Origin of the sequence: Microbacterium gubbeenense DSM 15944 (genome assembly GCF_000422745.1) — a bacterium.
GTDB lineage: Bacteria > Actinomycetota > Actinomycetes > Actinomycetales > Microbacteriaceae > Microbacterium > Microbacterium gubbeenense.
Genome location: NZ_AUGQ01000002.1, coordinates 299,857 through 323,338, shown reverse-complemented (window position 1 = coordinate 323,338; position 23,482 = coordinate 299,857). Strand labels below are relative to the sequence as shown.

Here is a 23,482-nt window from a genome sequence, read left to right as displayed (position 1 = left end):
GTAGAGGCTCCGGGCCCTGGTCTGGGGCCCGCACTTCGGAAGGAGCTTCGGCCGCCGACGTCGAGATCGGCCACAAACTCTCTGCAGCCGCCGCGCATCTGCTCCCGAACCGCACGCCGCACCACTGTGCGCCGTAACCTCAGTGCATGGAGAAGCGGATCGGGGCGGGTGCAGCCGGGTGGGCCGGGGTCGCCTCGGCGATCGCGGGCGCGGGGCTCGGCGAGCTCGTCGCCGCCGTATCGGCACCGCGGTCGAGCCCGTTCGCATCGATCGGGTCCGCGCTCATCGACCTCGCGCCGACCTGGGCGAAGGACGCCGCGATCGCGCTGTTCGGGACCGCGGACAAGGTCGCGCTGCTCGTCCTGATCGCCGCCGTGCTGCTCGGCGCAGCCGCGGTCGCCGGGCTGGTCCAGCGGATCCGCCCGCCGTGGGGATCCGCGCTCGCAGGCCTGCTCGGTGCGATCGGGATCGTCGCCGCCGTCACGCGCGCCGACGCGGATCCGCTGGCGTTTCTTCCGTCCGCGATCGCTGGCGCGACGGGGGCGGCGGGCGTCTGGCTGCTGATCCGCCCCACGGCCGATCAGGCCGGTGGGCTCTCGCGTCGCGGCTTCCTCGTCGCGACCGTCTCCGCGGCCGTGGTGGGCGGGGCCGCGGCGGCATGGTCGGGCGCGGGCAATGCCACGGGGCGCTCGATCCGGGTGGTGCGCGACGCGATCCGGTTGCCGTCCGCCCACAACCGCGCGAGCGTGCCCGACGGCGCGGACCTCGGCATCGAGGGCGTGGCTCCCCTGATCACGCCGAACAACGAGTTCTACCGCATCGACACCGCGCTGATCGTGCCCGAAATCGATCCGGCCGAGTGGAGCCTCAGGATCCACGGCCTCGTCGAGCGCGAGATCACGCTCACGTGGGACGAGCTGCTGGCGCTCCCGCTCGAGGAGTCGGTGACGACCCTCGCGTGCGTGTCGAACACGGTCGGGGGCGGGCTGATCGGCAACGCGCTGTGGCTGGGATACCCGATCCGGCACCTGCTCGCCGACGCGCGTCCGCTGCCCGAGGCCGACATGGTGCTGTCGCGCTCGCAGGACGGGTTCACGGCGGGCACCCCGCTCGAGACCCTGACCGACGACCGCAACGCGATCCTCGCGGTCGGGATGAACGGCGATCCGCTGCCGTTCGAGCACGGGTTTCCGGTGCGGATGGTCGTGCCCGGGCTGTACGGCTATGTCTCCGCGACGAAGTGGGTCGTCGACCTGGAGGTCACGCGCTTCGACCGGGCGCGCGCGTACTGGACCGACCGGGGATGGACGGCCGAGGGCCCCATCAAGCTGCACTCCCGCATCGACGTGCCGCGCGGATCCGAGGTGCCGTCGGGGGAGACGGTCGTCGCCGGCGTCGCGTGGCAGCAGCACGTCGGCGTCGCGGGCGTCGAGGTGCGCGTCGACGGCGGATCCTGGCAGCGCGCGAGCCTCGCGACCGCCATCTCCGACGACACGTGGGTGCAGTGGAGCCTGCCGGCGACGCTGACACCTGGCGAGCATGACCTGACCTGCCGGGCCCTGAGCCGAGCGGGCGAGACGCAGACGGCGGAGCAGGCCCCGCCCGCCCCGAACGGAGCGACCGGCCACCACACGGTGCGCGTCACGGCCGCGTGAGCTTCAGAAGGAGATTCGGCCTCTGGATCAGGGTTCGGGCCTGTTTTCTCCGTAGTCAGGCGAAATCTCCTCCCGAACGCACGCATCCCGGTGCCCCACGTCGGGGCACCGGGATGAGGGGAGAAGCTCAGTCCTCTTCGGGGACGAAGTCCACGCCGGCCTCGGCGCGCTGCTCCGGGGTGATCGGGGCGGGGGCCGCGGTCAGCGGGTCGAAGCCGTTGCCGGTCTTCGGGAACGCGATGACCTCGCGGATCGAATCGACGCCCGCGAGCAGCGAGACCGTGCGGTCCCAGCCGAGCGCGATACCGCCGTGCGGCGGGGCGCCGAACGCGAAGGCGTCGAGCAGGAAGCCGAACTTCTCCTGCGCCTCCTCCTCGCCGATGCCCATGACCTCGAACACGCGCTCCTGCACGTCGCGGCGGTGGATACGGATCGATCCGCCGCCCATCTCCACGCCGTTGCAGACGATGTCGTAGGCGTAGCTGAGCGCGCCGCCCGGATCCGTGTCGAACGTGTCGAGGTGCTCCGGCTTCGGCGACGTGAACGCGTGGTGCACGGCGGTCCAGGCCGAGTTGCCGAGGTCGACGTCCTCGGGATCCTCGCCGGTCGGCTTGAACAGCGGCGCGTCGACGACCCACACGAACGCCCAGTCCTTGTCGTTGATGTCGCCCGTGCGCTTCGCGATCTCCACGCGGGCCGCACCGAGCAGGGCGCGGGCGTCGGAGGTGGATCCCGCGGCGAAGAACACCGCGTCTCCGGGGGAAGCGCCGGTGGCCTCAGCTAGCCCGTCGCGCTCCGCGTCGGAGAGGTTCTTCGCGACGGGGCCGCCGAGCGTGCCGTCCTCGGCGAACGTGACGTAGGCGAGGCCCTTGGCGCCGCGCGACTTCGCCCAGTCCTGCCACGCGTCGAACTGACGGCGGGGCAGCGAGGCGCCGCCGCGCATCACGACGGATCCGACGTACTCCTGCTGGAACACGCGGAACGTCGTCTCCGAGAAGTACGACGCCAGTTCGACGATCGGGTTGCCGAAGCGCAGGTCGGGCTTGTCGGATCCGTACAGGCGCATCGCGTCGGCGAAGGTGATCCGCTCGATCGGCGTGGGCACCTCGACGTCGATCAGCTTCCACAGCTCGCTGACGATCTTCTCGCCGAGGGCGATGACGTCTTCCTGGTCGACGAAGCTCATCTCGATGTCGAGCTGCGTGAACTCGGGCTGCCGGTCGGCGCGGAAGTCCTCGTCGCGGTAGCTGCGGGCGAGCTGGTAGTAGCGCTCGACGCCTCCGACCATCAGCAGTTGCTTGAACAGCTGCGGCGACTGCGGGAGGGCGTACCAGGATCCGGGGCTCAGGCGTGCCGGCACGACGAAGTCACGGGCTCCCTCGGGAGTCGAGCGCGTGAGCGTCGGCGTCTCGACCTCGAGGAACTCGTTCTCATCGAGCACGCGTCGGGCGACTCGACTGGCCTCGGACCGCAGGCGGATCGCCTTCGCGGGCGCCGGTCGGCGCAGGTCGAGGTAGCGATGCTTGAGCCGCGCCTCTTCGCCGACCGTCTCCTGGCCGTCGAGCGCGGTCGACACCTGGAAGGGCAATGGGGCCGACTCGTTCAGTACCTCGACATCGGTCGCGATGACCTCGATGTCGCCCGTGGGCAGGTTGTCGTTCGCGTTGCCGTCGGGGCGTCCCGACACCTCGCCGGTCACCTTGAGGACGAATTCGTTGCGCAGCGGGTGCGCCGTCTCTTCGTCGCGGATGACTACCTGCGAGATGCCCGAAGCATCGCGCAGATCGATGAAGGCCACTCCACCGTGATCACGGCGACGGTCGACCCAACCGGTGAGGGTGACGGTCTGACCGATGTGCTCGGCTCGGAGCGAGCCGGCCTTGTGGGTGCGCAGCACTTCAAGATCCTTTGGTGAGGGGACTAGGTATCCAGACGATCCTAATCGCGCCGGCTGAACTATCCCAGGCGGTCGAGCGCCTCGTGCGCCCGCTTCTGCGCCGCGATCACCCTCGTTTCGTCGACGCGGTGCGTCCACCACTCGTTATCGGCGGTGCGCACGGCGGCGGCCACGGCCGCGAGGGCGGCGATGATCTCGCTGCGCGTGCGCCGCGCGCCGTCGGCGTCGAGGTCGTCGGGGATCCGGGACGCCTGCTCGAGGCGCACGACCGCGGCCTTGGCATGCCGGCGCAGGTGCCCGTTGCGAATGACGAATGCCGCGAGCAGACCGGCGACGACGCCCAGCACCGTGTCGACGGATCGCTCGAGGATCAGTTCGCTCGACGGCAGTGGGCCGCCGAATTGGCTCATGAGCAGGGCGAGAGGGGTGATGAACACCTGCGAGATGAAGTAGTTGCGCGCAATGAACATCTCGGTGAGGGTGTTGAGCGCGAGGATCATCACCGCCGCGATGAGGAGATCGATGTGAGCGACGGGCGCGATCAGCGCGAACAGCCACACGCCGACAAGGGCTCCGAGCGCGCGCGGCGGGGCTTTGCGCCACGTGAGCAGCAGGTTCGGCTGCACGATGACGCCCGCGGCGGTGATCGCCCAGAACGGCCGGTCGCCGCCGAGCGCCCACGAGGTGAGCGCCGAGGCGAGACAGCCGATCAGCGCGCGCCAGAAGAACGGCGCCGACGGCGACGTCGGGCGAAACGCGGCGAGGATCGGGTGCCGCGCGGAGAACGTGCGGGGTGCTGCGTGCGCGAGGCGCGTGCCTCGGATCTCGGCGCGCTCGGCGTCCGTGAGCGGCGGCGCGGGGATCGCAGTGCGGGCCCGCAGGATCTGCTGGGCGTTCGCGCGCGCGTTCTCGGGTGACGAGAGCGACGGATCCACGAGGATCCTTTCGCAAGCGACGATGTGCGCCTCGAGCGCGGAGCGGTCGGCTCCGCGCGCAAACGCGAGCGTGCGGCGCGCGGCCGTGATCGCGGCGGCGAGGGCGTCGCGGGCGGCCGGATCTTGCGGATCCATGCCCACGGGGATCGTCGCGCGCATCGCGGTGGCGACGGCACGTCGCTCCGGCCCGTCTCGTCGCACGAGCCCTGGCGCGAGCGAGACACACCACGAGATCGCGCCCGCGCCCGCGACGAGCGCGATGTGCAGCGGCAGGTCCTGCCACGTCTGGGGCGTGAACGTGAGAGCGGTCACGAGAAAGATCGGGATCACGGCGGGAGGCATGCCGACGTTCGAAGCGTCGTGGGCGACCTTGATGATCGCGGCGAGCAGACAGGCGACCAGGATGCGCCACAGCATGTTCTCCGTCGCGGCGGCGGTCGTCATCGAGATCGCGCACCCGAGTGTGAGCATGATGATGAAGCCGCCGAGTGTGATCGCTCGGCGTCGATAGGGCAGCGCGTGCGAGAACAGCGCCGTCATGGAACCAGCCATCGTGTACGCGCCGAGATCGAGCCGATCGAAGGCCACGAGGATCGACAGCGCGATGACCGCCGAGGTGAGGAGGCCCGCCGACCGCAGATACCACGTATCCTGCGGCGCACGCACCGAGCGCAGGGCCGGCCAGAGGGCGAACTGCGGCCTCACGCGCGGAAGCGACCGGGTGGGGAGATGACCGCTCGAATTCGTCACTCGGTCCAGGGTAGGCACGCGGTCTGACATCCACGTGTGGGGATTTCCACAGGGCGCGGCGAGCCGACGCCCCGTAGCGTAGACGGGGTCGATCCTCTGACGGAAGAGAACATCATGAGCCAGACCGCCGACTCGATCGTCGCGCAGCAGTCGTGGCTCGCCGCACTCGTGGAGTGGTCGGTGTCGCTCATGGACCACATCGGTCCTGTCGGCGTCGGCATCGCGATTGCGTTCGAGAACATCTTCCCGCCGATCCCGAGTGAGGCGATCCTGCCCGCTGCGGGCTTCGCAGCCCACCAGGGCGCATTCGGCATCGTGCCGGCGATCCTCTGGGCGACTGCCGGCTCCCTCGTCGGGGCGCTCGCGCTGTACCTCATCGGCATGTTCGTGGGCGTGACGCGCTTGCGCTGGCTGTTCGACAAGATCCCGCTGCTGCGCGCCGATGATATCGACAAGACCGTCGCGTGGTTCGAGAGGCACGGGTCCGTCGCCGTTTTCTTCGGCAGGTTCCTGCCGATCTTTCGAAGCCTGATCTCGATCCCCGCGGGCGTCGTGCGCATGCCGATCTGGCGCTTCCTGCTCTACACGGGTCTCGGCAGCCTGATCTGGAACACGGTGTTCATCGTCATCGGCTGGTTCCTCGGATCGGCGTGGCACGTCGTCGAGGGCTACATGGACGTGGTGCAGAACGTCGTGATCGTCGTCGTGGTGGCGCTCATCGTGTGGTTCGTCGTCGCGCGTGTGCTGAGGATCCGTCGCGAGCGCGCCGTATGATCCGGCGCGGCGGACTGAGCAGGTTCACCATGGCCGTGTTCATGAGGCGGGGATTTCCCCAGCGATCGACGAGCGTCCCGCCGATAGAGTCTGCGCAGGCGCGCTGGGCGCCACCCGACGAAAGCGAGAAGTCTTGAGCGATACCGCCCGTCCGATCCACACGCCGTGGAACGCCCTCCGCGGATTCCTCATCGGGATGGCCGAACTCGTGCCCGGTGTTTCGGGTGGCACGATCGCGCTCGTCACCGGCATCTACGAGCGCGCGCTGGATGCCGCCAGCTCGCTTGGCGGAGCGTTCAAGACGCTTGTCGTCGGCCCGGATCGTGCAGCGGGCTTCCGCAGGCGGATCTCGGACGTCGACTGGTGGCTCGTGGTTCCGCTGCTCGTGGGGATGGCGTGCGCCATCCTCTTCGCTGCCGGGACCGTCGAGCACCTCGTTGCCGCGAACCCGGAGAACGCGCGCGGACTGTTTTTCGGCCTCGTCGCTGCGAGCCTTGTCGTCCCGTTCCGGCTGCTTCCGAAACGCAAGAACCTCGCGGTCGATATCGTCTCGTTCGTCGTTGCGGCCGGGGTCGCGTTCTTCCTCGTCGGGTTCGCGAGCAGCGGATCGATCGACAGTCCCAACTTCGTCTTTGTCTTCGTCGCAGCGGCGGTCGCGGTGTGCGCCCTCGTCGTGCCGGGCGTCTCCGGGTCCTTCTTCCTGCTCGCCGTTGGGCTCTACTCGCCCACGCTGCAGGCGGTCGACGAGCGTGATCTCGCCTACATCGGCGTTTTCGCGCTGGGGGCGCTGATCGGCCTGTTCACGGTGGTGCGCGTGATCCGAGTGCTGCTCGACAAGTATCGCCGCATGACGCTGCTCGTCATGGCCGGTCTGATGCTCGGCTCCCTGCGCGCCCTCTGGCCGTGGCAGGGGGGCGCGGGCAGCGACGACGGTCATGGAGCTCTGCTCGCCCCGACGGATCCGCTCGTGCCGATCCTGCTGGCGGTCGGCGGAGCAGCCGTGGTGCTCATCCTCATCGCGGTGGAGACGGCCCTGACGAGGCGGCGCGTCGGTGAGATCTCCTCGTCGAGCTGACGCCCACGACACCCGCGGGCGCCGCTGATAGCGTGAACGCGGCGCATGGACACGCAGCGGGGGAGATGTATGGATATCGGTTCGGTCGGCGAATGGGTCGGCGGCATCGCATCGATCGTGGCGGCGGGGGTGTCCATCTCTGCTCTTATCGTCGCGATGAAGGCGAACTCATTCGCCCGGGAAGCGAACGACACGAGTCACAAGACGCTCGACGTCAGCCATAAAGGGCGTGCGGACACACTTTCGCAGGCGGAGCGGGCGAGGCGTGAGGGCGTAGCCTCGCAGCTGCAAGCCTGGTGGGTCGGTTCCGACACCTCCGGGTGGGGAGTCGAGGTCGTCAACGGATCAAGCGGTGCCGCGGTCTTTCGCGACGTTGTGATCGATGTCAAAGGCGATGCACCCTCGATCCGCATCGCTGTGCTGCCTCCCGGCCACTACTTCGTGCGGGCGAAATCTGCGGGATGGGACCTGCCGAAGCCGATCGTGAGCACCGACGGGCTGATGCCGATCACGAAGTCTCCCAAGCATCTCGTGACGGCGATGAAGTTCTGCGACCCGTTGGGGAGCTCGTGGCTCTGGCGCGTCGACGACGGATTGACGGAGGCCTCGAGCGTCGCGTGACTCCATCGGCGCGGGCCGAGCGTCTACACCGCCCCCCGGTCGACGCCCGCCGCGGCTGGTTCCACGTACGCGACCTCGACGAAGGAGCCGTCGGTGCGGCGCTCGAAGCTCGTGACGCTCGACAGCGCGCAGCGGCGCGCGGTGGGCGAATGCGGCAGCTTCTCGCCGGCGACGGCGAGGTGCGCGACCCAGATCGGCGACTGGTGCGTGACGATGACGGCGTCGCCGGATTCCGCCGCATCCCAGGTGGCGTGCATGCCCTCGAGCATGCGCGACGCGATTGAGGCGTAGGGCTCGCCCCAGCTCGGCGTCGACGGGTTGATCAGCAGGTGCCAGTTCATCGGGTTCAGCGCGGCATTCTTCATGCGCTTTCCCGCGAACGCGTTCCACGGCTCGATGACGCGCTCGTCGAGGACGGGCGTGAGCCCGAACTCCTGCGCGAACGGTTCGGCCGACTCCTGGGTGCGCTGCAGCGGCGAGCACACGAGGCGGGTGACCGGCCGTCCGAGCGAGGCGATGTGAGCGGCGGCGGCGCGCGTCATGCCTCGGCCGGCCTCGCTGAGGCCGAAGCCCGGGATCCGCTCGTACAGCAGGTGATCGGGGTTGTGGACCTCTCCGTGGCGGACGAGGTGCAGGCGCTCGGCAGGCATGCGCCCACGCTACCGTGAACCCATGCGCCGCTTTCCCTGGATCCTTGCCGCCATCATCGATCTCGTCCTGATCGTCGCGTTCGCAGCAATTGGCATGGCGAACCACCACGGGTCGATCCTCCCCGGACTGCTCATCGTGGCCTGGCCGTTCGTCGCCGGCGCCGCGATCGGCTGGCTCGTGAGCCTCGCGTGGAAGGCCCCCGCGCGCCCGCTGCGCTCGGGCGTTCCGATCTGGCTCCTCGCCGTCGGCGCCGGCATGATCCTGCGGGTGCTCACCGGCGGCGGGTTCGCCTGGTCGTTCCTGATCGTCACGCTGCTCGTGCTCGGCGCCTTCCTCGTCGGGTGGCGCGCCATTGCGGCGCTGGTGGCCAGGAGCCGCGCTCGCCGGGCCTGAGCCGCACTCAGCCTCCTCCTACTACAACGCGTAGAATTAGGCCCGTGCCCTCGACAACACTGCTTCGCCGAATCGGCGCCCTCGCGTCGGTCGCGGTTCTCGCGGCGACGCTCGCGGCCTGTGCGAATGACCCGGTCGCCGAGCAGTACCTCTCCGGCGACAACAAGGGATACATCGCCGGCGAGTTCCAGGTGCAGGAGATCGCGCCCGACGATCGCGGGGAGCCCGTCGAGTGGGCCGGCACCACCGAGACCGGTGACGAGCTGTCGAGCGAAGACACCGCGGGCGACGTCACGGTCGTCAACTTCTGGTATGCCAACTGTGCGCCGTGCCGCGTCGAGGCCGCCGACCTCGAGTCGGTCTGGCAGAAGCACCAGGGCGATGACGTGACGTTCGTCGGAGTGAACACCGAGGATCAGCCCGAGGCCGCCCGCGCATTCGCCGACACGTACGGCGTGACGTACCCCAGCCTCATCGACGCCGAGGACGGGGCCGTCAAGCTCGCCTTCGCGGCTGCGACGCCCCTGCAATCGACCCCGATCACCCTCGTGCTCGACCGCGAGGGTCGCGTCGCCGCTCGTATCATCGGCAAGCTCGAGGGGGCGTCGATCCTCGACACCCTCGTCAGCGACATCGTCAACGAGTCGGCGTGAACCTCGCGGACCTCGTCGGCGCCGGATCCCTCTGGGTCGCGCTGCCGATCGCGCTCGCCGCGGGACTGCTGTCGTTCCTCTCGCCATGCGTCCTGCCGCTCGTACCGGGATACCTCGGCTACATCTCCGGAGCCGTCATGCCGCGGCAGAGCGAGGGCGTACTCGCGCCGCGCGGGCGCCTCGTCATCGGCGTGCTGCTGTTCATCGCCGGGTTCACCGTCGTGTTCATGGCGATGAACATCTTCTCGGGCGGCCTGGGAATCTTCTTCCTGCAGTACAACGACATCATCATGCGGGTGCTCGGCGTCGTCATCGTCGTCATGGGTCTCGTCTTTCTCGGCCTGTTCGGGTTCATGCAGCGACAGGCGAAGCCGGTCATGAAGTCGAACCTCGGCCTCGTGGGGGCACCACTTCTCGGCCTGGCCCTCGGCATTGGCTGGGCGCCGTGCATCGGCCCGACGCTCGCCGTCATCATGAGCCTGTCCTGGAACACCGGCGACGTGTGGCGCGCCGCCCTGCTCGGCCTCACTTACTCGCTGGGCCTCGGGATCCCGTTCCTCATCGTCGCGCTCGGGCTCGGGTGGGCGACGAAGTCGCTTTCGTTCATGCGCCGCCACGTGCGCACCGTCAACATCATCGGCGGATCGCTGCTGATCCTGCTCGGACTCCTCATGGTGTCTGGGATCTGGAGCAGGATCATGCTGAGTCTTCAGGGGGTGATCGGCAGTGTCGAACTCCCGATCTGAGTCGGATCCGCAGCGGCCGAGCGATCATTTCGACAGCGTCGAGTCGGACGTGCGGCAGCCGAAGCTCGGCTTCGTCGGCTGGCTGCGCTGGGCCTGGCGCCAGCTCACGAGCATGCGCACGGCCATCGTGCTGCTGCTCCTGCTCGCCGTCGCGGCGATCCCCGGATCCATCTTCCCGCAGCGCACCGCCGATCCGAACGGCGTCACGCAGTGGGAGACCGAGAACCCCGACGCGTACCCGATCGCCGACTGGTTCCAGCTGTTCGACGTGTACTCGTCGGTGTGGTTCTCCGCGATCTACATCCTGCTGTTCGTCTCGCTCGTCGGCTGCATCCTGCCGCGCACGAAGCACCACCTCAAGGCGCTGAAGGCACGGCCGCCCCGCACCCCCGCGCGGCTGAGTCGTCTCGCCGACTTCCGTGAAGAGCGCCTCGAAGCGGATCCCGAAGAAGCGATCGCGCGCGCCGAGAAGCGCCTCAAGCGGCAGGGTTACCGCATCGAGCGGTACGACGCCCGTGGATCCCTCTCGGTGTCGGCCGAGCGCGGATACCTGCGCGAGACCGGCAACCTGGTCTTCCACGCGGCCCTCGTCGGGATCCTCGTCTGCGTCGGTCTCGGCGGTCAGTTCGCGTACACGGGGCAGTCGGTCATTATCGAGGGGTCGACCTTCGTCAACTCGCTCATCAACTACTCGTCGATGAACAAGGGCCGCCTCGTCGCCGACGAGGCGCTCGAGCCGTACGCCGTCACGCTCGACTCGTTCGATGTGTCGTACGTGCCGTTCGGGCAGAACGGCGCGGGTCAGGCGGGCGACTTCCAGGCGAACGTGACGGTGCGCCAGCCGGACGGATCCGCGACGGAAGACACCGTGCGCGTGAACCACCCGCTCGACGTCTTCCACGACTCCATCTACCTGCTCGGCAACGGCTATGCGCCGACGATCACCGTGCGCGACGCCGACGGCGAGATCGTCTTCAGCGACTCTGTGCCGTTCCTGCCGGGCGCCGACAACACCATGACCTCGACCGGTGTGGTCAAGGTGCCGGACGGCCTCGAGGAGCAGCTCGGCCTCATCGGGTTCTTCTACCCGACCCAGGTCGAGCTCGAAACGGGCGCGTTCACATCCGGGTTCGCCGACCTGTACAACCCGGTGCTCACGTTCCGCGCGTACGTGGGCGACCTCGGCATCGACGACGGCACCCCGCGATCCGTGTACACGCTCGACCCGAGCGGCATGGAGGAGATCGCGGGGCCCGATTCGGAGCTCACGTCGCTGGAGCTCGCGCCCGGCGAGACCGTCGATCTGCCCGGCGACCGCGGATCCATCACGTTCGAGGATGAGACGCCGGAAGAAGCCGATGTCTCCGAGATCGGCGCGACCGAATCCGTCAAGCGCTTCGTCTCGCTGCAGGTGCACCACGACGCCTCGAAGATCTGGGTGCTGGGCTTCGCGATCCTCATCGTCGCCGGCCTCATCACCGGTCTGCTCGTTCCGCGCCGACGCCTCTGGGTGAAGGTTACGCCCACCGACGACGGCGTGCGCATCGAATACGCGGGGCTCGCGCGCGGCGAGGATCCCGCAATCCGTCGCGCCGTCGACGATCTCGCCGACGGCCATAAATCCGACCTGACTTCTTAGAATCGATATCATGCCCTCCGATAACGCACTCATGTTCGACACGTGGTCCGTCATCTCGCTCTGGACAGCGATCGCCGTCTACGCGCTGGCGTTCATCTGCTATGCGGTCGACCTCGCCAAGCGGTCGGACGAGTCGATCCGGCAGAAGGATCGCGAGCTCGTGATGGCAGGCGGATCCGGCTCGTCGCCGGCATCGGGCGCTGACGCCGGACAGCCGGTTCCGCACACGAACAACGTGATGGGGCGCATCGCGACGACCCTCACGTGGATCGCGTTCCTGCTGCACCTCGCCGCCACCGTGCTGCGCGGCATCGGCGCCGGGCGCGTGCCGTGGTCGAACATGTACGAGTTCGCGATGACGGCGACCGTGCTGTTCACCGCCGTGTATCTCGGCGTGCTGTTCTGGAAGGACCTGCGATACGTGGGCGCCTTCATGACCGGGCTCGTGACGATCCTGCTCGGTGCCGCGTCACTCCCGGCGATCTACGTGCAGATCACGCCGCTGTCGGATCCGCTGAAGTCGACCTGGCTCGTGATCCACGTCTTCGTCGCGTCGCTCGCGACCGCGTTCCTCGCGCTCGCCTTCGCGCTCAGCGTGCTGCAGCTGCTGCAGACGAGGCGCGAGCGCCGGGTGCGCGAGGATCCGGAGCACGCGGAGAAGAAGAGCCTCCTGCGCACGATCCCGAAGGCGGAGGACCTCGAGTCGCTCGCGTATCGCGTGACGATCATCGGCTTCATCTTCTGGACCTTCACTCTCATCGCGGGCGCGATCTGGGCGCAGGACGCCTGGGGACGGTACTGGGGCTTCGACACGAAGGAAGTCTGGACCTTCATCATCTGGGTGCTCTACGCCGGGTACATCCACGCACGGGCGACGCGCGGGTGGCGCGGCGTGCGCTCCGCGTGGCTCGCGATCGTCGGCTTCGCCGCCGTGCTGTTCAACTTCACGATCGTGAACCTGTTCTTCGACGGCCTGCACGCGTACTCCGGCATCAGCTGATCGAGTCGTAGAAAAGCGCCCTCCGTCATCCGGCGGAGGGCGCTTTTCTGCGCATGAGTGTTGTTTTGGTTGGGATCATGTTGTAACGTCTGGTTTATGTATCAGGCAGAGCGGCTGGATCTCATCGCGCGCGCCGTCCGCGATGCGGGGCGGGTCTCCGTGCGCGACCTCGCCGCGCAGTTCGACATCACGACCGAGACCGTGCGCCGCGACCTGCAGGCCCTCGAGGAATCGGGCGCGCTCCGCCGCGTGCACGGCGGTGCCATCGCGGCCGGACGCGCGAGCCTCGTCGAGCGCGGCGTCGGCGAGCGGCTCGCGCACCGCGGATCCGAGAAGCGATGGATCGCCGAGCGCGCCGCGCTCGCGATCCCCGCGGGGTTCACCGGATCCGTGCTGCTCGACGCGGGCACGACGACCGGCGCGCTCGTGGATCCGCTGCTCGGGCGCATCGGCGGCGGCCGAACGACGGTCGTCACGAACGCCGTCTCGCACGCCGCCGCTCTCGCGGGCCGCGAGGGGATCGAGCTGTCGGTGCTCGGCGGCCGCGTGCGGTCGGTGACCGGTGCCGCCGTCGGAATCGACACGGTGCGGCAGATCGAGGCGCTGCGCCCCGACGTCTCGTTCGTCGGCGCGAACGCGCTCTCGGCCGACTTCGGCCTCAGCACGCCCGACGCGGAGGAGGCCGCCGTGAAGAAGGCGATGGTCCGATCCGCGCGCCGGGTGATCGCGCTCGTCGACTCCTCGAAGCTGGGCGGCGAATCGCTCACCCGCTTCGCGCGGCTCGACGAGATCGACGTGCTCGTGACGGACGCGGAGCCCGATCCGGCGCTCGCCGCAGCCCTCGCCGACAACGACGTGGAGGTGTGGACCCGATGATCGTCACCCTCACCGCGAACCCGGCGCTCGATCGCACGGTCGAGCTTCCCGCGGCCCTGGTCGTCGGCGACGTGCAGGCCGCCGCCGCGATCCGCGAGGACGCGGCCGGCAAGGGCGTGAACGTCGCGCGCGTGCTCGCCGCCGCGGGCGACGACGTGCGCGCCGTGCTGCCGCTCGATCCGGCGGATCCGTATGCTGCGCTCCTCGGGAGGATCGACCACACGGTGGTCCCGATCACGGGCAGTGCGCGCGCAAACCTCACGATCACGGATCCTCACGGCGTGACCACCAAGCTCAACCTGCCGGGGCCGCGCCTCGCGCCGGACACCGCGGAAGAGCTCATCGACGCGGTGGTGGCGGCGAGCGAGGGGGCGTCCTGGCTCGCGCTGTGCGGATCCCTCCCGCCCGGTGCCGGAGACGATTTCTACGTGCGCGTGATCGAGGCCGTGCGCTCGCGGCTTTCTCATCCGCCGCTGATCGCTGTCGACGCGTCGGGGGAGGCCCTGACCCGCGCCGTGGCACACGGTCATCCCGACCTCATCAAGCCCAACGAGATCGAGCTCGCCGAGCTCGCGGGCGTGGCCGTCACCTCCGATCTCGAGGAGGTCTCGCGCATCGCGCGCGCCCTCGTGCCGGCGAAGGTCGGATCCGCGCTCGTCACGCTCGGCGGCGCAGGCGCGCTCTTCGTCGACGCGTCGACCGTTCTGCACGCGACGATCCCTCCGAACGTGCGCGTGCGCTCGACCGTCGGCGCGGGCGACAGCTCGCTCGCCGGCTACCTCCACGCGCACGTCGCGGGATCCGAACCGGGGGCGGCTCTCGTGAGCGCCGTGCGCCACGGATCCGCCACCGCCTCCCTGCCGGGCACGCGCCTCGCGTCGCCCGACGACCTTCCTGCAGGCGACGTCCGCCTCACTCGAGTTCTCTAACCACTGCAAAGGACCAGAGCATGCCCACCATCACCCCGGAACTCGTCAGTCTCGACGACGAGATCGGTTCCGACAAAGAACAGGTGCTGCGCGCACTCTCGGCGCGATTCGTCGCCGAGGGCCGCGCCGGAGACGCCGATGAGCTGTTCGCCGCCGCGTGGGCGCGCGAGGAGCAGGATGCGACGGGCCTGCCCGGCGGCATCGCGATCCCGCACGCCAAGACGGCGACCGTCAACCAGGCGTCGCTCGCGTTCGCGCGGCTCACGCCCGGCGTCGACTTCGGCGGCGGGGATCCGAGCGACATCGTCTTCATGATCGCCGCGCCCGACACGGCGGCCGAGGAGCACCTCGCGGTGCTGTCGCAGCTCGCGCGCCACCTCATGGACGAGGACTTCCTCGCGGCGCTGCGCGCAGCGACGACGGCCGATGAGGTCGTGGGGATCGTGAGCGAGGCGATCGGGGAGGGTTCCGGGGCCGCGCGTGGCGGCGCGGCGGCTGCGGGAGCGGCCGCGGCGGGATCCGCGGGCGTGACCGCAGGATCCGCGCCCGTCGCGACGGATGCCGCGCCGACGGGATCCGCGAAGATCGTGGCCGTGACGGCGTGCGCGACCGGAATCGCGCACACGTACATGGCCGCCGACGCGCTCGCGAAGGCCGCCAAGGAAGCCGGCGTCGATTTCCAGGTCGAGACGCAGGGCTCGAGCGGATACACGCCGCTGGATCCGTCCGTCATCTCCGGCGCGGACGCCGTGATCTTCGCGGTCGATGTTGACGTGCGCGAGCCGGGCCGCTTCGGCGGCAAGCCGGTGATCCGCCGCCCGGTGAAGGCCGGAATCGAGCACGCGGCCGAGCTCATCGACCTCGCGGTCGCGGCGTCGGACGACCCGCAGGCCGAGCGCGTGTCGGGATCCGCATCGACGTCGAACGCCTCCCAGAAGCACGACGAGAGCTGGGGCAAGCGCATCCAGCGCATCCTCATGACCGGCGTCAGCTACATGATCCCGTTCGTCGCGGGCGGCGGCCTGCTGATGGCGCTCGGATTCCTGATCGGCGGATTCGAGATCAGCGGCGTCGCGAACGACATCGTCGTGAGCAACGCGCTCTGGAACCTGCCCGACGGCGGCCTCGCCCAGTACCTGGGCGCCGTGGCGTTCGCGATCGGAAACGCGTCGATGGCGTTCCTCGTGCCGGCGCTCGCGGGATACATCGCGTACGCGATCGCTGACCGGCCGGGCATTGCGCCGGGCTTCGTCGCCGGATCCGTGGCGCTGCTCATGAACGCCGGATTCATCGGCGGAATCGTCGGCGGCCTGCTCGCGGGCCTCGCGGCGTGGTGGCTCGGCAGCCTCAGCGTGCCGAAGTGGCTGCGCGGGCTCATGCCCGTAGCGATCATCCCGCTGCTCGGATCCATCTTCGCGTCGGGCCTGCTGCTGCTCGTGCTCGGCGGACCGATCGCGGCGCTGATGGAGGTCATGACCGACGGCCTGACCAACCTGGCCGAGTCGGGGCTGCTGCCGATCGTCGGCATCATCCTCGGCCTCATGATGTGCTTCGACCTGGGCGGACCGGTCAACAAGGTCGCCTACGCCTTCGCGGTCGCATCTCTCGCGGACGCCTCGCCCGACAACCCGGTGCCGTACTACATCATGGCCGCGGTCATGACGGCCGGCATGGTGCCGCCGCTCGGCATGGCGCTCGCCTCGACGATCCTGGCGCGGGGCAAGTTCACGCCCGCCGAGCGCGAGAACGGCATCGCGGCGTGGCCCATGGGGCTGGCGTTCATCTCGGAGGGGGCGATCCCGTTCGCCGCGGCTGACCCGCTGCGCGTGATCCCGGCGTCGATGCTCGGAGGAGCCGTGACCGGATTCCTGTCGATGCTCCTGCTCGTGGAGTCGCAAGCCCCGCACGGCGGCCTGTTCGTCTTCTTCGCGATCACCCCGCTGTGGGGCTTCGCCGTCGCGCTCGTCGCCGGCACGCTGGCGACCGGTGTCGCGGTCTCGCTGCTGAAGCGCCGCATCGAGGCCTGAGACCGGCCGCCATGTGCACGGGCTGCGCCGCACGATGTGCACGTCAAACGGCGTAACGCCGCGAGATTCCGCGACACATTCTTGCGGCGCCGTCCGCCTCTCGGCATCGTCGAGGCATGAGCACACCGCGCCCGCTCCATTTCAACGCGTTCGTCATGAACACGAACTCGCACATCCAGCACGGTCACTGGCGCCGGCCTGACGCCGGGCAGGTCGATTTCGAAGACGTCGGCGTCTGGATCGACCTTGCGAAGACGCTCGAGGCGGCGAAGTTCGACGCGATGTTCTTCGCCGACGTCACCGGGCACTACGGCGATGCCGATGCTGACTACGAGGTCTATGTGCGGCACGGCCTGCAGATCCCCAGCAACGATCCCACCGTGCTGCTCGGCGCACTCGCGGTGGTCACGGAGCACCTCGGACTCGCGCTCACGTCGAACGTCGCGCAGAACCACCCCTTCAACTTCGCGCGCCAGGTCTCCACGCTCGATCACATCTCGCGCGGACGCATCGCGTGGAACATCGTCACGGGCACGCAGGACAATGGGGCGCGCAACTTCGGGCTGCCGCGACTGACCGATCACGCCGAGCGCTACCGCTGGGCCGAAGAGTACGTCGACGTCGCGTTCAAGCTCTGGGAGGGCTCGTGGGATCACGGGGCCGTCGTGAAGGACAAGGACAGCGGCGTCTACGCCGACGTCACGAAGGTGCACAAGATCTTCCACGAGGGCGAGCGCTACAGCGTCGAGGGGCCGCACCTGCCGTCGCCATCGCCGCAGCGCACGCCCCTGCTGTACCAGGCCGGATCGTCGGAATCCGGACGCCGGTTCGCCGCGCGGAACGCGGAGGCGGTCTTCATCCTCGCCCCGAACCCCGAGGTCGCGAAGTGGCAGATCGACCAGACCCGCGCGCTCGCCGTCGAGAACGGCCGCGAGCCGGGCGACATCAAATTCTTCCAGGGGCTCTCGTTCGTCGTCGGCGATACGGAGGCCGAGGCCGAGGAGAAGGCCGATGAGTTCGAGCGCTGGTCCAGCGCTGAGGGCTTTCTCGCACACACGGCGATCGTCGACCAGGACGGTCGCACCTACCCGCCCGAGACGGAGCTCAAGGACGTCGACACCAACACGTCCAAGGGATTCCTCGAACTGCTGCGTCGCACGATCACCGACCGCGAGCCGACCGTCGCAGATCTCGCGTCTCGGATGACGCGCAACAACCTGGTGGTCGGAACGCCCGAGCAGATCGCCGATCAGCTCGAGCAGTGGCAGCAGGCGGGCGTCGACGGCATCAACGTCGTGAACGCCGTGATTCCCGGATCGTTCGAGGAGTTCGCCGACAGGGTGATGCCGGTGCTCCGCGAGCGCGGCCTCGCTCAGACGGACTACGCGCCCGGCACGCTGCGCGAGAAGCTGTTCGGTACGCCGACGCTCAACGACCGCCACCCGGCTGCGCGCTACCGCGGCGCATTCGCCTGAGCGGATCCGTTGGTGCTGCCAGACACAACCGGCAGCACCAACGGGCGCCGCTACGCCAGCGCCGCGGCGGGCGTCGCGGTGCGGCGCGTCGTGGTCGCGATCAGCGTGGCGACGAAGGCCAGCACAGCCCATACCGCGAGCGCGACGAGGGATCCGCTGATGCCGGCCGACGTCGTCGCGCCGAGGAGGGCGGTCATCGCCGGGGCGGTCGGCAGGAGGCTCGCCAGGTCGGTGAGGAAACCCGGCGTCGTCGAGACGATGCTCACGGCGATCGCGAGCGCGCCGGCGATCGCAGCGAGCCACCGACCGAATCCGCCGAGCACCGCAGCGAGGGCCTGGTGGATCGCGGCGAACGCGATACCGGCGACGGCTGAGACGCCCACGAGGGTCCACGACTGCGACGCCGAGTAGTCTCCGATCCAGACGACGACACCGGCCATGAGCACGCCCTGCACGAGGCCGACGAGGCCTCCCGGCAGGAAACCGCGCGCCGCAAGCGCGAGGGATGAGCGCCGCGAGGTCAGTGCGCGCGAGGTGACGGGACGGAACGCAAGGAAGGTCGCGAGGGATCCGAACCACAGGACGATCGCCGCGAGCAGCGGGATCGCGCCGTCGCCGAACAGCGCGAGGCCGTCATCGTCCGTGCCGACGGGCGCGCGCACGACCGAGGCCAGATCGGCCGCCTCATCGCCCTCGAAGCTCGGCAGCTGCTCGACCGCGGTACCGAGCCCGTCGCCGAGCTCGGTCGCGCCGTCGCCGAGCTGACCGATGCCGTCCGCGAGCTCGCCGGCGCCGTCCGACAGAGCGGTCGCGCCGTCGGCGAGCTGCGCGGTTCCGGATCCGGCGTCGCGCGCCCCGTCGCCCAGCATGCCGATGCCATCGGCGAGCGAATAGGTGCCCGTCATGGCCTGCATCGCGCCGTCGCCGAGCTGGCCGGCGCCGCGCGCGAGGCCCGTCGCTCCGGCGGCGAGTTCGGTCGCGCCCGAGACGAGCGCGGGGGAGTTCTCGGCGAGCTGCGCTGCGCCGTCCGACACTTGCCGCGCGCCGGGTGCGAGCTGCGTCGCGCCGTCGGCGAGCTCTGCCGCGCCGTCAGCGACCGCGGATGCGCCGGGTGCAAGCTGCGCTGCGCCGTCGGCCAGCTGCTGAGCGCCGGGTGCGAGCTGCGTCGCGCCGTCGGCGACCTGGGTCGCGCCATCCGACAGTGCGGATGCGCCGTCGACGAGGGGCGAGACGCCATCGGACAGGGCCGTGGCACCGCCCGCGACCTGCTGCGCACCGGCGTTCGTCTGTGCGGCAGCCTCCGCAAGGCCGGCGGATCCGTCGGCCACGCCGCGCGCGCCGCCCGTCAGCGCGGTCAGCTGCGCGCAGAAGTCGGCGCTGCCGCTGGCGGCCGCACAGCTCGCGGCGAGCTGCTCGAGCCCGGCCGCGACGTCGTTCGACGACGAGGCGAGCCCGGGCTGGTCAGCTGATCCGTTGAGCCCCGCGTCGAGGCCTGCGGTGCCGGTCGCGACGCCGGCAGCGCCGGTCGCGAGCTCCGAGGCGCCCGAGGAGAGCTGCGAGACGCCGTCCGACAGGGCGGTCGCGCCGCCGGCGAGATCCGTCGCTCCCGAGCCGAGCTCGCTCACGCCGTCCGCGACCTGACTCGCGCCGTCCGAGAGGCCCGCGACCCCGTCGGACACCTGGCTCGCGCCGTCCGACAGCCCGGACGCGCCGTCCGCGAGCCCGGCGACGCCACCGGCGACCTGGTCGGCGCCGCCCGCGAGCCCGCCGAGTCCGTCGTCGACCTGTCGCAGACCGTCGGCGAGCGCGGTAGCGCCGCCCGAGAGCTGCCCGGCGCCGTCGGCGAGCGCGTAAGCGCCGTCGGACAGTGCGCCGGTGCCGGCCGCGAGGTCGAGAGCCCCGGTCTCTGCGGAATCGGCGCCCGTCGCGAGCTGTCCGATTCCGTCGCCGAGCTGGCGCACGCCGCCTGCGAGCTCGCCCGCACCGTCACCGAGCTCGGCAGCGCCGTCCTCCGCCGAGGTGGCGCCGTCGGCGAGCTGGGTCGCACCGTCTGCCGCCTCGCCGAGCTGGGAACCCATGTCGCCGAAGCTGACGAAGACGTTCTCGAGCGTCGCCTCGGAAAGAGTCGCGCCCATCGTGTCGGCCGCGATCGACGAGACCTGCTGCATGATCGCGCTATCGAAGATGCGCGCGTCGTCGGCCGTGGATACGTCGATCGTGGCGACGTTCGGGTCGCCCTCACCCTGGAGCGCATCGGCCGACGACATCGCCGCCTCGCTGAATCCTTCGGGAATCGTCACGACCGCCTGGTAGGTGCCGTCGGTCACGCCGTCCGACGCGTCGGACTCGTTCGAGACGACCCAGTCGATGTTGCTGTCGACGTCGTCGGATCCGTCGACGAGGCCCGCTGCGAGCTGGCGGCCGAGCGGGGCGAGCTGGCCGTCGATCTCCGCGCCCTCGTCGAGGTTGACGATCGCGGCCGACATGTTCTCGAGCCGGTCGGTGGGGGTGTTGAGCGCGGCGACGAGCACCCCGCCGATGACGGCGGGCAGCACCAGGACACCGCCGATGGTCAGCCAGGTGACGGGGCGCGTCGTGCGCGCGCGTTCGATGGGCGTGGTCATGCGATCACCTCGGAGACTGCGACGCCCGCGGGCGTCACGTCGAGAACGGACGCGCCGAGCCAGCCGGCGTCGGCGAGAAGGTCGGTTGCGGCATCGGGATCCGCGGCCGTGAGGATCACTGTCAACGGATCCTTCGCGGCGTCCCGGGCATGCCGCAGCGCCGCGAGCATGTCGCTCCGCTCGGCCGGCAGGTCCGCGCTGTCGATGGCGACGATGCGTGCTCTGCCGTCGGCGGCGTCGAGGAGCGACGCCGAACGGTCCGCCCCCGGGAGCGACACGGCGACGTGCGAGCGCACCGCGGATCCGCGTCCGGGAAGCAGGTGCCCCGCCACACGCAATCGGCTGTCCTCGTCGGGCGCGATGCGCCCCGCGACGGCCAGCAGAACGGATCGCGCGGCACGCGGATCGTGAGACGTCACGACCAGCGCGTCGCCCCGCGCGACGCGCATGCTGACGTCGGACACGAGCCGCTCGTCGCCGATCGTGATCGCGAGGTCGTCAGCCGCGATCACCGACGGTTCCTCGGAGGAGGGCCAGTGCGCGAGCTGGTCTTCGCGCTCGACCGCCTCGCCCTCGATGTCGAAGTGCGGCAGGCGCTTCTCGAGCCATGCGGGCATCCACCACGCGTGCTTGCCGAGCAGCGCCATGATCGCGGGAACGAGCGTCATCCGGATGACGAATGCGTCGACCGCGATTCCGACGGCGAGCGCCAGGGCGATGGGTTTGATGTTGATGTCGCCCTCGGGCACGAACGCCGCGAACACGGCGAACATGATGACGGCGGCTGCCGTGACGACGCGGGCCGAGGCCGCGTAACCGCTCTTCACGGAGTCGACGGCGACCTCGTGCGTGGCGCCGCGCTTGCGAGAGCCGTGCACATAGTCCTCCCGCATGCGAGAGACGAGGAACACCTCGTAGTCCATCGCCAGGCCGAACAGCACGCCCATCACGACGATGGGCATGAACGCGATCACCGGCCCCGTCTTCGAGACCTGCAGCAGATCGGCGCCCCAGCCGAGCTCGAACACCATGGCGACCACGCCGAACGCGGCGACGATCGACAGCAGGTATCCCACGGCGGCCTTGAGGGGAACCCAGATGGACCGGAACACGATCATCAGCAGCACGAAGCTCAGCCCGACCACGAAGATGCCGAACGGCAGCAGCGCCTGACCGAGCTTCGCCGACACGTCGATCGCGACGGCGGTGAAGCCAGTGACGGTGAGGTCGATGCCGAACTCGTCGAGCCATTCGTCGTGATGCGCGCGCAGCTCGTGCACGACCTCGGTCGTCTCAGGATCGGACGGGCCCGCCTCGGGGATGATCTGCACGATGCCGGTGTCGGCCGTCTCGTTCGGGGTCGCCATCGCGACCTCCTTGACGCCGTCGATGTCCTCGACGGCTTCGGCGAGATCCTCCATGAGACCCACGGGATCGTCGCTCGTGATGATCGAACCGGTGAGGATCAGCGGGCCGTTGAAGCCCTCGCCGAAGTGCTCGCCGGTAAGGTCATACGCCTGGCGCGCCTCGCTGTCCTTCGGGAGCGAACCGGCGTTCGGCAGCGCGAGCCCGAGCTGCGTCGCGGGCAGCGCGATGACGCCGAGCCCGATGACGACCGCTATCGTCGTAACGATCGGGTGCTTCGTGACCATGCCGACCCAGCGCTTCGCGAAGCCCTTGCCCTTCTTCTCGCGACGCGGCGGGCGCCCCGACGCGCGGTGCTTCACGAAACCGAGCAGCGCGGGCGTCAGCGTGATGGCGATCGCGACCGCGACGGCGACCGCGACGGCCGCCGCGATTCCCATGGTGGTGAGGAACGGGATCCCCGCGAAGCCCAGACCGATGAGCGCGATCAGCACAGTGACGCCCGCGAAGACGACAGCGGATCCGGCGGTGCCCGTCGCGCGCGCCGCGGCGTCTTCCGGCGCGACGCCGTCGCGCACCTGATCCTGATGCCGCGCCGCGATGAACAGGGCGTAGTCGATGCCGACCGCAAGCCCGAGCATGAGTGCGAGCAGCGGGGTGGTGGCGCTGACGTCGGTGAACGCCGTCGCGGCGACGATGCCGAGCAGTGAGACGCCGACGCCGATCAGGGCGACCGCGAGCGGCAGGCCGGCCATGACGAAAGCGCGGAACGTCACGATCAGCACGATCAGGGCGATGAGCACGCCGACGCCCTCGGTCGGGGTGATGGTGGGCAGCTCGGTCGCGAACAGGTCGCCGCCGAGCTTCGTCGTGGATCCGTCCGGCAGGTCGTCGGCGAGCTCGTGCACGCGGTCTTCGATCTGCTGCTTCACGTCGTCGGAGATCGTCGTCGACTGGCCTTCGAGCTGCAGCTGGGCGATCGCGGCCGATTCGTCGTCGTTGACGAGTCCGTCGACGAGGCCGTCGTAGGGGCTCGTCGCGCTCGACATGCTCGGGACATCGGCGAGGTCGTCGACGGCCCGTTCGATCGGCTCCTGGTAGGCATCGTCGTTCACGCTGTCGCCGTCTGCGGCGACGACGATGAACTGCGCCGCCGTGCCCGACACCTGCGGGAACGTGCGCTCGAGCTGCTCGATCCCGTCCTGCGCTTCGGTACCGGGGATCGTGATCGAGTCATCGAACCCCTTGTTCATGCCGAGCGCCGCCGCGCCCATGACGAGCAGCAGCAGGATCCACGAGCCGATGACCCGCCAGGGGTGGCGGTAGGACCATCGGCCGAGAGAGGACAGGAGGGTGGACATAGAGGAGCCTCCGAGGGGGTCGATACAGATGTGTAT

At 69.7% G+C, this 23,482-nt stretch carries 18 protein-coding genes; 13 read left to right on the top strand and 5 right to left on the bottom strand.

Annotation, left to right across the window (positions count from 1 at the left end):
- Positions 1-146 precede the first annotated feature (146 nt).
- Positions 147-1,655: a molybdopterin-dependent oxidoreductase gene (locus G510_RS0103470; RefSeq protein WP_051216267.1), complete on the top strand. Its 1,509-nt coding sequence runs from the start codon at positions 147-149 to the stop codon at positions 1,653-1,655.
- A gap of 127 nt (positions 1,656-1,782) precedes the next feature.
- On the opposite strand, the gene aspS is transcribed toward G510_RS0103470, so the two are convergent.
- Both aspS and G510_RS0103460 read right to left on the bottom strand, forming a co-directional pair.
- Entirely contained in the window at positions 1,783-3,552 is a 1,770-nt protein-coding gene (gene aspS, locus G510_RS0103465; protein ID WP_029152476.1) for an aspartate--tRNA ligase, read from the bottom strand.
- Between the two features lie 59 nt (positions 3,553-3,611).
- Positions 3,612-5,237, bottom strand: coding sequence for an FUSC family protein (locus G510_RS0103460; protein WP_029152475.1), 1,626 nt, complete (start codon positions 5,235-5,237; stop codon positions 3,612-3,614).
- A 114-nt stretch (positions 5,238-5,351) separates the two neighbouring features.
- Between G510_RS0103460 and G510_RS0103455 the strand changes: the two genes are divergently transcribed.
- The 3 genes from G510_RS0103455 (at position 5,352) to G510_RS0103445 (ending at position 7,707) form a co-directional block, all read left to right on the top strand.
- A complete protein-coding gene (locus G510_RS0103455) occupies positions 5,352-6,011 on the top strand; it encodes a DedA family protein (protein WP_029152474.1) in 660 nt (219 codons plus the stop codon).
- A gap of 133 nt (positions 6,012-6,144) precedes the next feature.
- Complete coding sequence (locus G510_RS15260) at positions 6,145-7,086, top strand: DUF368 domain-containing protein (protein ID WP_245563221.1); 942 nt, start codon at positions 6,145-6,147, stop codon at positions 7,084-7,086.
- A 69-nt stretch (positions 7,087-7,155) separates the two neighbouring features.
- Complete coding sequence (locus G510_RS0103445; RefSeq protein ID WP_029152473.1) at positions 7,156-7,707, top strand: hypothetical protein; 552 nt, start codon at positions 7,156-7,158, stop codon at positions 7,705-7,707.
- Positions 7,708-7,730: 23 nt separating this feature from the next.
- Here G510_RS0103445 and G510_RS0103440 read toward each other — a convergent pair whose 3' ends face one another.
- A complete protein-coding gene (locus tag G510_RS0103440) occupies positions 7,731-8,357 on the bottom strand; it encodes a histidine phosphatase family protein (RefSeq protein ID WP_029152472.1) in 627 nt (208 codons plus the stop codon).
- Between the two features lie 22 nt (positions 8,358-8,379).
- Here G510_RS0103440 and G510_RS0103435 point away from each other — a divergent pair, with 22 nt between their 5' ends.
- From G510_RS0103435 to G510_RS0103395, 9 genes are all read left to right on the top strand, one after another.
- Entirely contained in the window at positions 8,380-8,751 is a 372-nt protein-coding gene (locus G510_RS0103435; RefSeq protein ID WP_029152471.1) for a DUF3054 domain-containing protein, read from the top strand.
- 44 nt (positions 8,752-8,795) lie between these two features.
- A complete protein-coding gene (locus tag G510_RS0103430; RefSeq protein ID WP_036321735.1) occupies positions 8,796-9,404 on the top strand; it encodes a TlpA family protein disulfide reductase in 609 nt (202 codons plus the stop codon).
- Positions 9,401-10,150 carry a cytochrome c biogenesis CcdA family protein gene (locus G510_RS0103425; protein WP_029152469.1) on the top strand — a complete coding sequence of 250 codons (750 nt, stop codon included), beginning with the start codon at positions 9,401-9,403 and terminating at the stop codon, positions 10,148-10,150. The genes G510_RS0103430 and G510_RS0103425 overlap by 4 nt, the downstream gene beginning before the upstream one ends.
- Complete coding sequence (gene resB / locus G510_RS15255) at positions 10,131-11,789, top strand: cytochrome c biogenesis protein ResB (protein WP_036321733.1); 1,659 nt, start codon at positions 10,131-10,133, stop codon at positions 11,787-11,789. Before G510_RS0103425 ends, resB begins: the two co-directional genes overlap by 20 nt.
- Before the next feature lie 10 nt (positions 11,790-11,799).
- Positions 11,800-12,789: a c-type cytochrome biogenesis protein CcsB gene (gene ccsB, locus G510_RS0103415; RefSeq protein WP_029152468.1), complete on the top strand. Its 990-nt coding sequence runs from the start codon at positions 11,800-11,802 to the stop codon at positions 12,787-12,789.
- 96 nt (positions 12,790-12,885) lie between these two features.
- Complete coding sequence (locus G510_RS0103410) at positions 12,886-13,665, top strand: DeoR/GlpR family DNA-binding transcription regulator (RefSeq protein ID WP_029152467.1); 780 nt, start codon at positions 12,886-12,888, stop codon at positions 13,663-13,665.
- A complete protein-coding gene (locus G510_RS0103405; RefSeq protein WP_029152466.1) occupies positions 13,662-14,594 on the top strand; it encodes a 1-phosphofructokinase family hexose kinase in 933 nt (310 codons plus the stop codon). The genes G510_RS0103410 and G510_RS0103405 overlap by 4 nt, the downstream gene beginning before the upstream one ends.
- 20 nt (positions 14,595-14,614) lie before the next feature.
- Positions 14,615-16,621, top strand: a complete 2,007-nt coding sequence (locus G510_RS15250; protein ID WP_051216265.1) for a PTS fructose transporter subunit IIABC — start codon at positions 14,615-14,617, stop codon at positions 16,619-16,621.
- Between the two features lie 116 nt (positions 16,622-16,737).
- Entirely contained in the window at positions 16,738-18,096 is a 1,359-nt protein-coding gene (locus G510_RS0103395; protein WP_029152465.1) for an NtaA/DmoA family FMN-dependent monooxygenase, read from the top strand.
- A gap of 50 nt (positions 18,097-18,146) precedes the next feature.
- On the opposite strand, the gene G510_RS15245 is transcribed toward G510_RS0103395, so the two are convergent.
- Positions 18,147-20,720, bottom strand: coding sequence for a YhgE/Pip domain-containing protein (locus G510_RS15245; RefSeq protein WP_036321728.1), 2,574 nt, complete (start codon positions 20,718-20,720; stop codon positions 18,147-18,149).
- Positions 20,717-23,446 carry an MMPL family transporter gene (locus G510_RS0103385; protein ID WP_029152464.1) on the bottom strand — a complete coding sequence of 910 codons (2,730 nt, stop codon included), beginning with the start codon at positions 23,444-23,446 and terminating at the stop codon, positions 20,717-20,719. The genes G510_RS15245 and G510_RS0103385 overlap by 4 nt, the downstream gene beginning before the upstream one ends.
- Positions 23,447-23,482: the final 36 nt, after the last annotated feature.

What these genes read in the sequence shown, in the direction of transcription:
- G510_RS0103455 (WP_029152474.1), top strand. Translation starts at nt 5,352, where the DNA reads ATGAGCCAGACCGCCGACTCGATCGTCGCGCAGCAGTCGTGGCTCGCC.
- G510_RS0103395 (WP_029152465.1), top strand. Translation starts at nt 16,738, where the DNA reads ATGAGCACACCGCGCCCGCTCCATTTCAACGCGTTCGTCATGAACACG.
- G510_RS0103405 (WP_029152466.1), top strand. Translation starts at nt 13,662, where the DNA reads ATGATCGTCACCCTCACCGCGAACCCGGCGCTCGATCGCACGGTCGAG.
- G510_RS15250 (WP_051216265.1), top strand. Translation starts at nt 14,615, where the DNA reads ATGCCCACCATCACCCCGGAACTCGTCAGTCTCGACGACGAGATCGGT.
- G510_RS0103445 (WP_029152473.1), top strand. Translation starts at nt 7,156, where the DNA reads ATGGATATCGGTTCGGTCGGCGAATGGGTCGGCGGCATCGCATCGATC.
- G510_RS0103410 (WP_029152467.1), top strand. Translation starts at nt 12,886, where the DNA reads ATGTATCAGGCAGAGCGGCTGGATCTCATCGCGCGCGCCGTCCGCGAT.
- G510_RS0103440 (WP_029152472.1), bottom strand. Translation starts at nt 8,357, where the DNA reads ATGCCTGCCGAGCGCCTGCACCTCGTCCGCCACGGAGAGGTCCACAAC.
- ccsB (WP_029152468.1), top strand. Translation starts at nt 11,800, where the DNA reads ATGCCCTCCGATAACGCACTCATGTTCGACACGTGGTCCGTCATCTCG.
- G510_RS0103385 (WP_029152464.1), bottom strand. Translation starts at nt 23,446, where the DNA reads ATGTCCACCCTCCTGTCCTCTCTCGGCCGATGGTCCTACCGCCACCCC.
- G510_RS0103470 (WP_051216267.1), top strand. Translation starts at nt 147, where the DNA reads ATGGAGAAGCGGATCGGGGCGGGTGCAGCCGGGTGGGCCGGGGTCGCC.
- G510_RS0103435 (WP_029152471.1), top strand. Translation starts at nt 8,380, where the DNA reads ATGCGCCGCTTTCCCTGGATCCTTGCCGCCATCATCGATCTCGTCCTG.
- G510_RS15245 (WP_036321728.1), bottom strand. Translation starts at nt 20,720, where the DNA reads ATGACCACGCCCATCGAACGCGCGCGCACGACGCGCCCCGTCACCTGG.